Source organism: Paenibacillus sp. FSL R5-0912 (assembly GCF_000758605.1).
GTDB lineage: Bacteria > Bacillota > Bacilli > Paenibacillales > Paenibacillaceae > Paenibacillus_AQ.
In genome coordinates this window covers 5,815,571-5,829,125 of sequence record NZ_CP009282.1, presented here as the reverse complement: position 1 = coordinate 5,829,125, position 13,555 = coordinate 5,815,571, and the positions used below count along the sequence as shown (strand labels likewise).

At 51.6% G+C, this 13,555-nt stretch carries 12 protein-coding genes; all 12 read left to right on the top strand.

What is annotated here, in order from left to right; translation table 11 throughout:
• Positions 1-6 precede the first annotated feature (6 nt).
• The 12 genes from R50912_RS24730 to rpoD all read left to right on the top strand — a co-directional run bounded on the left by R50912_RS24730 (position 7) and on the right by rpoD (position 13,439).
• The gene (locus tag R50912_RS24730) at positions 7-2,286 is read left to right on the top strand and encodes an HD family phosphohydrolase (RefSeq protein WP_042238567.1); all 2,280 of its coding nucleotides are present in this window, start codon (positions 7-9) and stop codon (positions 2,284-2,286) included.
• Complete coding sequence (gene ybeY, locus R50912_RS24725; RefSeq protein ID WP_042238565.1) at positions 2,258-2,761, top strand: rRNA maturation RNase YbeY; 504 nt, start codon at positions 2,258-2,260, stop codon at positions 2,759-2,761. The genes R50912_RS24730 and ybeY overlap by 29 nt, the downstream gene beginning before the upstream one ends.
• Positions 2,761-3,156: a diacylglycerol kinase family protein gene (locus R50912_RS24720; protein ID WP_042238564.1), complete on the top strand. Its 396-nt coding sequence runs from the start codon at positions 2,761-2,763 to the stop codon at positions 3,154-3,156. The genes ybeY and R50912_RS24720 overlap by 1 nt, the downstream gene beginning before the upstream one ends.
• 331 nt (positions 3,157-3,487) lie before the next feature.
• A complete protein-coding gene (locus tag R50912_RS24715; RefSeq protein ID WP_039304130.1) occupies positions 3,488-3,907 on the top strand; it encodes a cytidine deaminase in 420 nt (139 codons plus the stop codon).
• A 391-nt stretch (positions 3,908-4,298) separates the two neighbouring features.
• Positions 4,299-5,192, top strand: a complete 894-nt coding sequence (era, locus tag R50912_RS24710) for a GTPase Era (protein WP_039304132.1) — start codon at positions 4,299-4,301, stop codon at positions 5,190-5,192.
• Between the two features lie 205 nt (positions 5,193-5,397).
• Positions 5,398-5,541, top strand: a complete 144-nt coding sequence (locus R50912_RS36045) for a YqzL family protein (RefSeq protein ID WP_076244089.1) — start codon at positions 5,398-5,400, stop codon at positions 5,539-5,541.
• Between the two features lie 36 nt (positions 5,542-5,577).
• The gene (recO, locus tag R50912_RS24705; RefSeq protein WP_042238563.1) at positions 5,578-6,333 is read left to right on the top strand and encodes a DNA repair protein RecO; all 756 of its coding nucleotides are present in this window, start codon (positions 5,578-5,580) and stop codon (positions 6,331-6,333) included.
• A 458-nt stretch (positions 6,334-6,791) separates the two neighbouring features.
• Positions 6,792-7,679 (top strand): glycine--tRNA ligase subunit alpha, encoded by an 888-nt coding sequence (gene glyQ / locus R50912_RS24700; RefSeq protein WP_042238562.1) that lies wholly within the window; start codon positions 6,792-6,794, stop codon positions 7,677-7,679.
• Positions 7,672-9,753, top strand: a complete 2,082-nt coding sequence (glyS, locus tag R50912_RS24695) for a glycine--tRNA ligase subunit beta (RefSeq protein ID WP_042238561.1) — start codon at positions 7,672-7,674, stop codon at positions 9,751-9,753. Before glyQ ends, glyS begins: the two co-directional genes overlap by 8 nt.
• A 178-nt stretch (positions 9,754-9,931) precedes the next feature.
• Positions 9,932-10,405, top strand: a complete 474-nt coding sequence (locus R50912_RS24690; protein ID WP_039304144.1) for a YaiI/YqxD family protein — start codon at positions 9,932-9,934, stop codon at positions 10,403-10,405.
• 24 nt (positions 10,406-10,429) lie between these two features.
• Complete coding sequence (gene dnaG, locus R50912_RS24685; RefSeq protein ID WP_231637709.1) at positions 10,430-12,265, top strand: DNA primase; 1,836 nt, start codon at positions 10,430-10,432, stop codon at positions 12,263-12,265.
• A 40-nt stretch (positions 12,266-12,305) separates the two neighbouring features.
• Entirely contained in the window at positions 12,306-13,439 is a 1,134-nt protein-coding gene (gene rpoD, locus R50912_RS24680) for an RNA polymerase sigma factor RpoD (protein ID WP_039304147.1), read from the top strand.
• Positions 13,440-13,555 lie beyond the last annotated feature (116 nt).

Sequence of the window (13,555 nt, the reverse complement as noted above, 5' to 3'; positions counted from 1 at the left end):
GTCTTCATGGCCTCAAAGCAACCATCGAAATTAAGCGGATTTGTATATAGCTCCAGCGGATGGAAGTATAGCGCGGTTTCGCGCTATGCTCTTTTCCTGTTATTGGGGCTTGTTTTCTACTTCAGCCTGTCTTCTGATCTGCTGCCCAAAAAGTATGATATCAAAGAGGGAACACGCAGTGCCAAGGAAATCACAGCACCCAAGCAAATCCTGGACACCAATGCCAAGCTGAAAGCCCAGGAAGAAGCGGCTGAGAACGTAGCCAACCGGTATGCAATTATTCCTATGCGGGCTGAGAATCTCGTAACCCTGCTGCTCGACCGGATCGACCGGCTGAATCAGGATGATACGATATCCCAAAGCGATAAGACGGAGATATACCGCGAGGAGATTCCACGGCGTGCCAATGATTTTATACTTAATTTTGTTGCTGCCAGCAGTAAAGCGGGAACGTATTCAGAGCATTTGCTGACTGAAATGCAGTCGGTCATCAAGGATCAGACGTATGTGATTCCGGAAGAGACGTATATTAAGATTCCGCGGCTGACCTCTCAGGATATCATTGAAATGAAGCCGGTTGCCCGGGATATTGTCACCAAGCTGATGAATGATCAGATAACCGATGCCCAGACCGCCCGCGCCAAGGTGGCTGAGCAGGTCAGCGTCAGTTCGCTGAGCCAGCGGACCGCCCGTGAGGTGGTGCAGGAGCTGGTGCGGCTGGTCATTACCGCCAACAAATTCTATGACGAGGATGCGACCAAAGAAGCGAAGGTGCAGGCCCGCCAGAATACACCGGATGTGTTCATTGAGCAGGGGGACGTGCTGGTTGCCAAGAATCAGGAGATTACTCCAGAGCTGTATGCTCTTCTGGACGAGAATGGTCTCTTGAGCAAGGAAGTCAACTACTGGCCGCAATTTGGACTGCTGCTGCTCTCAGTGCTGCTGTCCTTCGGGCTGATGACATTCATCCGCTATAATGGCGGTACCTCGGGATTCAAGTATAATAACTCCCAGCTGCTTATGCTGGTGCTGGTATTTATAATTACCATACTTACAATGAAGTTGGCGGCGTTCCTGCAGACGGATGTCCGTTCATATATCGGTTATCTGGCCCCGGTAGCTATAGGTGCGATGCTGATCACCATGCTCCTGGATATGACTTTGGCCTATTTCTGTTCTATTTTATTCAGTGTTCTTGCCAGTATTATTCTGAATGTGCAGCAGAATACCCTATTTGATTTCACCTTCGGGTTCTTTGCACTGATCGTATGCTATGTTGCTATATTCGCCACCCACCGTGCTGGTCAGCGCTCTACGCTCCTCAAAGGCGGAATTATGGTTTCCCTGTTTGGCACTCTCACGGTAGCTATACTGACCATGCTGGGAGGGGGAGTCTGGAATGAGACCCAGACGTTGTACGCTCTTGGCTTCTCGTTTGCAAGCGGTCTGCTGACCGCTGTATTGGTCATTGGGCTGATGCCTTTCTTCGAGGCTACCTTCGGCATCCTGTCTGCGCTGAAGCTCGTCGAGTTATCTAACCCGAACCATCCGCTGCTGCGCAAGCTGCTTACGGAGACACCGGGAACATACCATCACAGTGTTATGGTCGGGAATCTGTCTGAGGCTGCGGCTGAAGCGATCGGGGCGGACGGCCTGCTGTGCCGGGTGGGTTCGTATTATCATGATATCGGCAAGACAAAACGGCCGTTCTATTTCATTGAGAACCAGAACAATATGGAGAACCCTCATGATTCGATTGAGCCGAAGCTGAGCAAATCCATCATTGTGGCCCACGCCCGAGACGGGGTGGAGATGCAGAAGGAGTACAAGCTGCCGAAGCCGATCCGGGATATCGCGGAGCAGCATCACGGTACGACATTCCTGCATTATTTTTATCATAAAGCACTGAAGATTGCGGAGGAGAAGGGTGTAGAGCCTGACTTCACGGAGGAGGATTTCCGTTATCCGGGGCCGAAGGCACAGTCGAAGGAATCTGCAGTGGTCGGTATCGCCGACAGTGTGGAGGCCGCGGTCCGCTCCCTCCGCAAGCCTACCGTTGTGCAGGTAGAAACGATGATCGAGAAGATTATCAAAAGCCGGCTGGATGACCATCAGTTCGATGAATGCGACCTGACCATCAAAGAGCTGGACATTATTGCACGGACACTTAAAGAGACTGTAATGGGTATTTTCCATTCCCGGATTGAGTATCCCGAGGATGTGCGCAAGCCCAAAAAAGAGGAAGGGGCCATCAAAAATGAGCCTGAGCGTCGTTTGGAGCAATGAACAGGAAGAGCATGAGATTAACAGCGATCTGATCGCCCTGCTGGAGATTATTCTGCAGAAAGCGGGTGAAGCTGAAGGGATCGATGAGGGGGAAGTGGATCTTACCTTCGTTAATAACGAACGCATCCATGAGCTGAATCTGGAGTACCGGGGAATCGACCGTCCAACGGACGTGCTGTCCTTCGCGATGAATGAGACCGGAGAAGATGAGCCGGAAATTATATATGCTGTGCCCGATGGTGAGGGGGAGGAACTGGAGGAAGTACCTAACGTGCTCGGAGATATTATAATCTCCGTAACGCGTGCGCAAGAGCAGGCGCTGGAGTACGGTCATTCGCTGGAGCGCGAGCTGGGCTTCCTGTTCGTTCACGGATTCCTGCATTTGCTGGGATATGACCATCAGGATCCGGAATCTGAGGCCGAGATGATGTCTAAGCAGGAGAATGTTCTGGCTCAGGTCGGGTTGACACGCTAATGGTCAAGAACACGGCGGTCGGCCACAAAAAATTCTGGCATTCCTTTCGCTTTGCGGCTCATGGCATTGCTGCGGCTTTCCGGTCGGAGCTGAATATGAAGGTGCACAGCGGCCTTGCTGTTATAGTGCTGGCCGCCGCCGCTGCATTCAGGCTCCCTGTGTCAAGCTGGATGCTGCTGCTTCTGGCGATTACGCTGGTGCTGACCGCCGAGCTGCTGAATACGGCGATTGAAGCGACGATTGATCTGGTGTCGCCGGAGATTCATCCCTTGGCCAAGAAGGCCAAAGATACCGCCGCAGGAGCTGTACTGCTTACGGCGGTGTTTGCTGTTATTACGGGAATCTATGTTTTTTATCATCCCGTGATGGACTGGATCACAAGTCTTATGTCATAATCAGTTTACAACTTCAGCTTAGGGAGAGGCGGATCCGCTTTGTGCGCTCCGTCATCTTTACTTAGAACCACAATACCAGGCCATGCTTAAGCGCCGGTAGTGTACGAAGAATAATGGATGCGGTGCATGCTTATAAAGCGGGTTTTATACGAAGAATAACCGAAGCGGTGTATGCTCACAAAACTAAGGTTATGCTTACGAAGCAAGTTTTGTACGGAGGACAATCGAAGCAGTGTATACTCACAAAACTAAGGTTATGCTTACGAAGCAAGTTTTGTACGGAGAATAATCAAAGCAGTATATGCTCACAAAACTTTTTAGGAGGACAACTATGGATTCAGCCCTACTTCTTCAGGAAGCGATCAAGGCAAGAGCCAATGCATATATACCTTATTCCCGTTTCGGGGTCGGCGCTGCACTGCTGGACCAGGACGGGAATGTTCACCACGGCTGTAATATTGAGAATGCTGCCTACGGCCCGACCAATTGCGGGGAACGGACTGCTATGTTCCGCGCGATTGCCGACGGGCATAAGCCGGGTACCTTCCGGGCTATCGCTGTAGTCGCGGATACGGACGGGCCTGTATCGCCTTGCGGCGTCTGCCGCCAGGTAATGGTTGAGCTGTGCGGCCCTGATATGCCGGTCATTCTCGGCAACCTGAAGGGCGACATCGTGGAGACTACCGTGCGTGACCTGCTGCCCGGCGCTTTCGGTCCCGCGGACCTGGAGCAGGGCCAGGCTCCGGAGTAGGCAGCAAGACAGGTGAAGTATTTAGTTGGGGTTAATTATGCCTGTATTCATAGTTTAATTGTATTTTGTACAATTAAACCTGTAATGGTTCTGAGTCTAAACAGAATAAGTGCACAAAATACAATTAAGTTTGTTTTCGAGGTTTAGGTGTCCAAGTAACCAGTCTTTCCAGCGCCGCAGTCAAGCGTGTTCCCGCAGGGAACGTAAGCGCTCATGCTCCAACCCCGCTTTCTCCGTGCCAACACTGTGCCCACGCCAGTTCCGGGTGTCCAGAGGGCCGGGGCCCTTGGGGTCCCCCTTGGCGAAGGGGGAATTAGGGGGATCGAAGCGCTTTTGACCTAGTATCAAGGTTTCCAGCTTGACCAAGTTGTAAGATAAATAGGAGGATTATATGAAATTCAAATCAGGGTTTGTCGCCATTATCGGCAGACCGAACGTAGGCAAATCGACACTGATGAACCAGGTGATTGGCCAAAAGATCGCCATTATGTCGGACAAGCCGCAGACCACCAGAAACAAAATTCACGGGGTATATACCGCTAATAATTCACAGATCGTATTCCTGGACACACCGGGCATCCATAAAAGACAGTCGAAGCTGGGCGATTACATGAACCAGACGGCGATGAGCACCCTGCATGAAGTGGAGGCTGTGTTGTTCCTGGTGGATGCTTCTGAGGGCATGGGCGGCGGTGACCGTTATATCGCGGAACAGCTGAACTCCATCAAGACACCGGTCATTCTCGTGATGAACAAGATTGACAAGATCGAGCCGGAAGCGCTGCTTCCGATGATTACCGAATACAACAAGCTGCATGAGTTCGCCGAGATCGTGCCGATTTCTGCCAAAATGGGCAGCAATGTCAATACGCTGCTGGAGCAGGTGCAGAAGTATCTGCCGGAAGGCCCGCAGTATTATCCGGACGACCAGATTACCGATCACCCGGAGCAGTTCGTCTGTGCGGAGCTGATCCGCGAGAAGATTCTGCATCTGACCCGCGAAGAGGTGCCGCATTCCATTGCGGTGGCGATTGAGGACATGAGCGTTGAACCGAATGGCGTAGTGCATATTTCAGCGGTTATTTTTGTGGAGCGCGATTCCCAGAAGGGGATCATTATCGGCAAGCAGGGTGCCCTGCTGAAGGAAGTCGGACGGCGTGCGCGGACGGATATTGAGAACCTGCTGGGTTCGAAGATTTTCCTGGAACTATGGGTAAAAGTGAAAAAAGACTGGCGCAATCAGGACCGCGTACTGCGGGATTTGGGCTTCCATAAAGACCAATAAACCTTCCCTCCGCTGCTGCATTGAAATATAAGAAAGTATATGTTTTACTATACGTTAACCTTATATTTCTCGCTGAAACGGTACTGTCCTTGAACTGGACAGCAAAGCCTCTTGTACTTGGCAGGAATTGCAAGGATAGATCCCTGAGCTTCGTACATCCTACTTCTGAAGAGACATCGTGTTTCCGAAGAAAGGATGAATACGAATGCGGAACTTTTCGTGGAAGTATTTTGCAATGACTGGAGATGTCGATGCTTATTTGCTGTACAGAGAAGCTGGGGATTCGCCGGAGAGCAGCGGACCGCTGCCGGCGGAGGAAGAGATGGTCACTGATGAAGAAGCACAATAAGGACTGGTTGCTTGCCGAGTGGTTGGGAGAAGAGGCATGCTATACAGGGTGGAAGGGATCGTCATCCGCAGCATGGACTACGGCGAAGGGAACGCAATTGTTACGCTTTGCACCGAGAACGCCGGTAAAGTAGGGGTTCTGGTACGGGGCGCCAAGAAGGTGAAAAGCCGCCATGCTGCCCTGATCCAGTTGTTCACAACAGGAGAGTTTGTGTTTTTCCGCAACAACGGCGGACTGGGAACACTGAATGCCGGGGAGATTACGAAGTCCCATCATCCGCTGCGTGAGGATCTTGTCAAAGCGGCGTATGCATCCTATGCCTGCGAGCTGCTTGACCGGGTACTGCATGATGAAGAAACGGGAAGCTTTTGGTTCCGTCAACTAAATGCCTGCCTGAATGCACTTGAAGAAGACAAAGAGCCCGGCATCATCATAAATGTTTTTGAAATGAAAGTGCTGCAGGCGGCAGGCTATGGCCCGCAGCTTGATACCTGTGTAGTCTGCGATATGGACAAGCCGGATGAGGAGCTTAGAATCAGTCCGCGTCTTGGCGGTGTAATCTGCCGCAGCTGCCGGCATAATGATCCTCCCGCGATGGAGATTTCTCCGCGTGCACTGAAGCTGCTGCGTCTATTCGCGCTACTTGATCTGACCAGACTTGGCAATGTGGATGTGAAGCCAGAGACACGCGCAGAGCTCAAGGCCATTATGCGGGCATTTATGGATATGCAGTTGGGGCTCCGGCTGAAATCGCAGAGTTTCCTCGATCAGCTTGATAAATACAATATTTGACGAAATGCGAATTATCCGTTACTATAAGTTCAGTTTCTTTTTACATCAATTTATAGGAATGCCGTGATTGCTCCAGACATGGAGAGAGTGCAGTGATCGGGAAAGTAATGAATCGAGTTGTCGCTTCAGCGAGCCGGGGGTAGTGGAAGCCTGGCAGGACAACGTTCATGAACATGGCGCCCGGGAGTACGGAAGCGGCAGTATGAAAAGTGGATTTCGCGTAGCGTAATCAAGTAGGGTGGAACCGCGGGAGAAGAATTATAGGCTCTCGTCCCTATGTCTGTTAATCAGGCATGGGGGCGGGAGCTTTTTTGACTTGCGGCGGACTTATGAAGGATATACTCTCCATAATCTGCTACAGGGATACATAAAGCTGATGCCGCCTCCATCGCGCAGCAGCAAGAGCCAGTCATAAGTAAAGAGGCAGTACACACTTGTAAAGCGAAGGAGTCGGTAGTATGAACTTTCAGCAGATGATTCTGACCCTGCAGCAGTTCTGGGCAGCCCAGAACTGTATTCTCGTCCAACCGTACGATACGGAAAAAGGGGCGGGCACGATGAATCCCATGACCTTTTTGCGGTCACTCGGTCCGGAGCCCTGGAAGGTCGCTTATGTCGAGCCTTCACGCCGTCCGTCAGACGGCCGTTACGGGGAGAACCCGAACCGCTTGTACCAGCATCACCAGTTCCAGGTCATCATCAAGCCGTCCCCGGACAATATTCAGGAGCTGTATCTGGATAGCTTGAAGGCACTGGGCGTAGATCCCCTGCTGCATGACGTGCGGTTTGTCGAAGACAACTGGGAGAATCCTTCTCTGGGCTGTGCGGGCCTCGGCTGGGAAGTGTGGCTGGACGGAATGGAAATCACGCAATTTACCTACTTCCAGCAGGTAGGCGGAATTGAAGCCAGCCCGGTAGCGGTTGAGATTACTTACGGTATGGAGCGTCTTGCCTCCTACATTCAGGATAAGGAAAATGTATTCGACCTGGAATGGGTAGACGGAATGACTTACGGTGATGTGTTCCATCAGCCGGAGGTGGAGCATTCCACGTATACTTTTGAAGTTTCGGATGTCAAAATGCTGTTCACCCTGTTCAACACCTACGAAGAGGAAGCGCGCAGAGCGATGGACAACCATTTGGTTTTCCCCGCCTATGACTATGTGCTGAAATGCTCGCATACCTTCAACCTTCTGGATGCGCGCGGAGCGATCAGTGTAACCGAACGTACGGGTTTCATCACAAGAGTGCGCAATCTTGCCCGCACCGTAGCGGCAACATATCTGGAGGAACGCGAGAAGCTCGGCTTCCCGCTGCTGAAGAAAGAAGGTGCTGACCTTGTCTAAAGACATTTTGTTCGAGATCGGTCTCGAGGAAATACCGGCCCGCTTCATCCGCGCCGCCATGGAACAGTTGAAGGATAGAACAGCCAAGTGGCTCGAAGCCTCGCGGATTAGCCACAATGGCGTTACCGCATATGCAACACCGCGCCGTCTTGCTGTACTGGTGAAGGATGCTGCTGAGCGGCAGGAAGATGTGAGTGAAGAAGTCAAAGGCCCGTCCCGCAAAATCGCAGTGGACGCAAGCGGTGAGTGGAGCAAGGCGGCACTTGGTTTTGCCCGCAGCCAAGGCGTAGCACCGGAGCAATTTACGTTCAAGGAACTGGCCGGCGTAGAATATATCTATGTAACCAAGAGCAGTACCGGAATCGAAACGGCCTCCCTGCTCTCTGAAGGGCTAACAGGTATTGTCAGTGCAATGACTTTCCCGAAAAATATGCGCTGGGGTGCTTATGATTTCAAATTTGTCCGTCCGATCCGCTGGATGGTCGCGCTCTTCGGCCAGGAGATTATTGACCTTACGATTACCGGAGTCAAAGCCGGCAACGTGAGCCGCGGCCACCGTTTCCTGGGCGAGGAAGCTATGATTGCTGAGCCTGCCGGGTACGTGGAAGCTCTGCGCAGCCAGCATGTGCTGGTAGATGTGAAGGAACGCGAAGAGCTGATTCTGAGCGGAATCAATAAGCTCGCAGAAGAGAACAGCTGGAAGATTGCGATCAAGGAAGATCTGCTCGAAGAGGTATTGTTCCTGGTAGAAACACCGACCGTCCTGTTCGGAACATTCGACCCAGCTTTCCTGAATATTCCACAGGATGTACTGATCACTTCCATGCGCGAGCATCAGCGTTACTTCCCGGTGTTCGGGGAGGGCGGCAAGCTTCTTCCGTTCTTCGTAACTGTCCGTAACGGGAATGCCGTATCGCTGGATGTAATCGCCAAGGGTAACGAGAAGGTGCTGCGTGCCCGGCTTCAGGATGCCAAGTTCTTTTATGAAGAGGATCAGAAGCTGCAGATTAACGATGCGCTGGCCAAGCTCGAGAATATCGTGTATCACGAAGAACTGGGCAGCGTAGGGGATAAAGTACGCCGTATCCGCGCGATTGCCGACCGCCTGGCAGTGAAGCTTGCGCTGCCGGCAAGTGCTGCCGCTGAAGTCAGCCGGACAGCGGATATCTGCAAATTCGACCTGGTAACGCAAATGGTGGGTGAATTCCCTGAGCTGCAAGGTACAATGGGTGAAGATTATGCCCGCAAGGCCGGTGAAGCTGATAATGTATCTAAAGGGATCTTCGAGCACTATCAGCCGCGTTTTGCAGGGGATGCCGTTCCTTCAACGGAGGCAGGTCTGGTAGTCAGCCTTGCCGATAAAATCGATACAATTGTAGGCTGTTTCTCGATCGGGATCATCCCGACCGGTTCCCAGGACCCTTATGCGCTGCGCCGGCAGGCGGCAGGAATTGTACAGATGGTGCTGGAGCATCAGCTCAGCCTCAGTTTGCAGGAAATTTTTGCTGCAGCGCTGGAAGTTCATGAAAGTTTACGTTCAGAGAAACATTTCACCCCTGAGCTGCGTATAAACCTTTACGAGTTCTTTGGTCTGCGCGTCAAACGCCTATTATCCGACAACAATGTCCGCTATGATGTTGTGGATGCAGCTACTGCTGCCGGTTTCGATGATATCGTTGATGTGGTAGGCAGAAGTCTTGCGCTTATGAATGCAGTAACAGACGTAGCTGATTTCAAAATCACTGTGGATTCCCTGACCCGCGTCAGCAATCTGGCGGCCAAAGCAGCCGAGGGAACGGTAATCGCCCCTTCTCTGCTCAAAGAAGAAGCCGAACAGAAGCTGTATCAGACTTGGCAGAGTATTCATGATCCTTACCGCGAAGCTCTGGCTGCCTTGCATGCCGCAGAAGCACTGCAGATTCTGTCGGGGCTGAAGGATGCCGTTACCGGATTCTTCGATTCCGTTATGGTTATGGCTGAAGACGAGGCGGTTCGCGCTAACCGTCTGGCACTCTTGTCTGCGATTAACGTAGATTCCAGATTATTTGCCGATTTCGGCAAGCTGGTGTGGTAATCAAGGGTTGAAATTCAATTATTGTTTGTAACTTATGGTATAGATCGAGGGTTTAGGGTATAAATATACGGAACGGTGCCAATGTGTAAGTTGACACTCGTTCCGTATTTATGCTTTACAAAGAAGGATTTCTGCCAAGCGGAGCGTATATATATTACACGGGAATTTGGTGAGAATCATGGTAAGGTCCCAGGAAAGAAAGATCGTCGTTGATGGGGATGCTTGTCCGGTCAAACAGGAGATTAATACCGTGGCCCGCAGCTTTGGCATACCGGTGCTGATGGTTTCTTCTTACGACCATGTGCTCAAAGCTGAAGAAGGTGTCACGGTTGTCCAGGTGGACCGCGGAGCTGACAGTGCCGATTTGTATATCGCCAATCATATTTCTGCGGGAGATGTCGTAATTACGCAGGATTATGGACTTGCGGCGCTGGCGCTGGGCAAACGCTGCAGGGTGCTCTCGAACCGGGGGCAGGAGTATGAGGATTCCAAAATGGATTTTATGCTGGAGGGCAGGCATGCCCGGGCGGTAGAGCGCAGGCGCGGCCACTATTCCAAGGGTCCAAAAGCGATTACCGCAGAGGAAAAAATTTATTTTCAACATAAACTGACAAAACTTTTAACTTTTTTGCAGGAGAATGTACAGCTATAGCGAATTATATTTATTTGTTAAGAGATGAAGGTGGCTAATGTGGCTAGCGGACACGGTAATATTCCGGAAGAGGTTATCGAAAGCGTGCTGGCGCGGCATGATATTGTCGATACAGTCGGTAAGGTTGTCCATTTGTCCAAGCAGGGGAAATATTTATGGGGCCTCTGCCCGTTCCATTCGGAGAAATCCCCTTCCTTCACCGTCACCCCTGACCGGGGAGTATTTCATTGCTTTGGCTGCGGTATGGGTGGAAATGCCATCAAGTTCAGGATGGAGATCGAAGGATTATCCTTTCCCGAAGCAGTCAGAATAATGGCGGAAGAAAGTGATATACCCGTGCCCGAGGGCAGAGGTGGAGCGCTCGCTCCACCCGATCCAGAGCGGGATCGGCTGATTCAGGCGTATGATTTATCGGCGAAGTATTATCATTATCTGCTGAAGAACACGGAATACGGCACAGCCGCCATGGATTATTTAAGAACCCGGGGGTTCAGCGATAAAATGATTGACCAGTTTCAAATTGGCTATGCGCCGGACCGTTGGGATACACTGCTGCAGTTTCTGGAGAAACGGAGCTTTGATCTCGCCGAAATGGAGAAGGGCGGACTGCTGTCTGCCCGGGGGGAAGGCAAGGGTTATCTGGACCGTTTCCGCGGCCGGGTCATTTTTCCGATTGCTAACCGCATGGGCAAGACCATCGCCTTTGCCGGAAGAATATTCGGTGAAGGGCAGCCGAAATATCTGAATTCCCCAGAGAGCCGGTTATTCAACAAAAGCCGGATCCTGTACAATTTGCACCAGGCCAAAGCATCCATCCGCAAAACGCGGCAAATCGTCCTGTTCGAGGGATACGGTGATGTCATTTCGGCTTGGGATGCAGGTGTGCATAACGGGGTGGCAACCATGGGTACATCGCTCACCGAGGGCCATGTGGCGCTGATGAAAAGCCTGGGGGATGAGATAGTTCTCTCCTATGACGGAGATAAGGCGGGACAAGCTGCCGCACTCAAGGCCATTCCGCTGCTCGAAGAAAGCGGGCTGAGAGTTAAGGTTGCGCTGCTCCCGAGCGGCCTGGACCCCGATGAATTCATCAACCGGCATGGCGGGGACAGATTCAGGGAGCAGGTGATTGACTCCGCCGTATCCTCCATAAAATTTAAGCTTATATATCTGAAAAAAAACCATATACTCCTAGAGGAAGACGGCAAAATTGCCTATGTCAAGGAGGCTCTGGAGATTATTGCCGGACTCCATTCTTCGACGGAGCGTGAGGTATATCTGAGGGAAATCGCCTCCGAGCTGGAGCTGTCCTATGACAGCTTGAAGCAGGATTGCAATTTACTTCGGGCGTCCATGCAAAAAAACATTCCCGAAGGGGATAATAACGACAAAAGGTGGAATAATGGTAGGCATAAAAAAGGGCAGGTGCAGACACCTACGCTGCTGCCTGCTTACCATGTTGCGGAACGGCGCCTTTTATCACTGATGATTCAAGATCCGGAGGCGGCGGCCTATGTGGGCGAACGCCTCGGGGAAGAGTTCAATATTGATGATCATGCGGCAATTGCTGCTTATCTATATGCCTATTATGCGCAAGGCAAACCACCCGGCATCAGCCGGTTTCTATCATCGCTTCAGGATGACCGTCTGGAGAAGACTGCTACGGCGATCTCCATGATGGATACCCCTCCGGACTGGAATACCCAGGTTCTGGACGATTGCATTCGTGAAGTGCAGAAGTATCCTCTGCAGCGCAAAATCGAACCCAAGCGTGAAGAGATGATTCAGGCGGAAAAATCCGGTGACTTTTTGCGTGCAGCACAAATAGCAAGTGAAATTTTAGCCCTAGAGAGACAATGAGACATTGACAGGATGTACCTAGGGAGGAGGGAGTCGAATTATGGCGAACGATCAGCATACTGAACTGGAAGCGGAATTTACTCTGGATCAGGTTAAGGATCAGCTTATTGATCATGGTAAGAAAAGATCATCACTCAACTACAAAGATATTATGGAGAAATTATCGCCGTTTGATCAAGACCCCGAGCAGATGGAGGAATTCTACGAGCAGCTGAGCGATCTGGGGATCGAAGTTGTCAATGAGAATGATGAAGAGGTCAACAGCCTCCGGCCCAGTGAGGATAATGAGGACAAAGACAGTGATGATTTCAGCTTCGACGACGATCTGTCGCTGCCTCCGGGCATCAAGATCAACGACCCCGTCCGGATGTATCTGAAGGAAATCGGGCGTGTTCCGCTGTTATCGGCTGACGATGAAGTGGAACTGGCAATGAGAATCAAGAATGGTGACGAGGAAGCGAAGCGGAGACTTGCAGAAGCAAACCTGCGTCTCGTAGTCAGTATCGCCAAACGTTATGTCGGACGCGGCATGCTGTTCCTGGATTTGATTCAGGAAGGCAACATGGGTCTGATCAAGGCCGTTGAGAAATTTGACCACAATAAAGGCTTCAAATTCAGTACCTATGCAACCTGGTGGATTCGTCAGGCGATTACCCGCGCGATTGCCGACCAGGCACGGACGATCCGTATTCCCGTGCACATGGTGGAGACCATCAACAAATTAATCCGGGTTTCCCGCCAATTGCTGCAGGAACTGGGACGTGAGCCTTCGCCGGAAGAGATTGCGGCTGAGATGGAACTGACCGTAGAGAAGGTTCGGGAAATCATGAAGATTGCCCAGGAGCCGGTATCACTGGAAACACCAATCGGTGAGGAAGATGATTCGCATCTGGGAGATTTCATTGAGGATCAGGAGGCGCTTGCGCCTGCGGATGCAGCGGCATATGAGCTGCTGAAGGAACAGCTGGAGGATGTGCTGGACACGCTCACCGAGCGTGAAGAGAATGTACTTCGCCTGCGCTTCGGACTGGATGACGGACGGACGAGAACGCTTGAAGAAGTGGGTAAGGTGTTCGGCGTTACCCGCGAGCGTATCCGCCAGATTGAAGCCAAAGCACTGCGCAAGCTGCGTCACCCGAGCCGCAGTAAGCGGTTGAAGGATTTCCTCGAATAGACGTATAGGGCCGGACCTTCTGCTGCACGGTGGCAGGAGGTCCTTTGTGTATATTCTGGGTCCCCGCAAAGTACCTGAGTCATCATCGAAGCTAAAGCCCCACTTTGCGGGGAGTT

Coding starts and splice junctions, on each gene's coding strand:
- glyQ (WP_042238562.1), top strand. CDS start 6,792: ATGAACTTTCAGCAGATGATTCTGACCCTGCAGCAGTTCTGGGCAGCC.
- era (WP_039304132.1), top strand. CDS start 4,299: ATGAAATTCAAATCAGGGTTTGTCGCCATTATCGGCAGACCGAACGTA.
- R50912_RS24690 (WP_039304144.1), top strand. CDS start 9,932: ATGGTAAGGTCCCAGGAAAGAAAGATCGTCGTTGATGGGGATGCTTGT.
- dnaG (WP_231637709.1), top strand. CDS start 10,430: ATGAAGGTGGCTAATGTGGCTAGCGGACACGGTAATATTCCGGAAGAG.
- R50912_RS24720 (WP_042238564.1), top strand. CDS start 2,761: ATGGTCAAGAACACGGCGGTCGGCCACAAAAAATTCTGGCATTCCTTT.
- R50912_RS24730 (WP_042238567.1), top strand. CDS start 7: ATGGCCTCAAAGCAACCATCGAAATTAAGCGGATTTGTATATAGCTCC.
- rpoD (WP_039304147.1), top strand. CDS start 12,306: ATGGCGAACGATCAGCATACTGAACTGGAAGCGGAATTTACTCTGGAT.
- ybeY (WP_042238565.1), top strand. CDS start 2,258: ATGAGCCTGAGCGTCGTTTGGAGCAATGAACAGGAAGAGCATGAGATT.
- R50912_RS36045 (WP_076244089.1), top strand. CDS start 5,398: ATGCGGAACTTTTCGTGGAAGTATTTTGCAATGACTGGAGATGTCGAT.
- R50912_RS24715 (WP_039304130.1), top strand. CDS start 3,488: ATGGATTCAGCCCTACTTCTTCAGGAAGCGATCAAGGCAAGAGCCAAT.
- recO (WP_042238563.1), top strand. CDS start 5,578: ATGCTATACAGGGTGGAAGGGATCGTCATCCGCAGCATGGACTACGGC.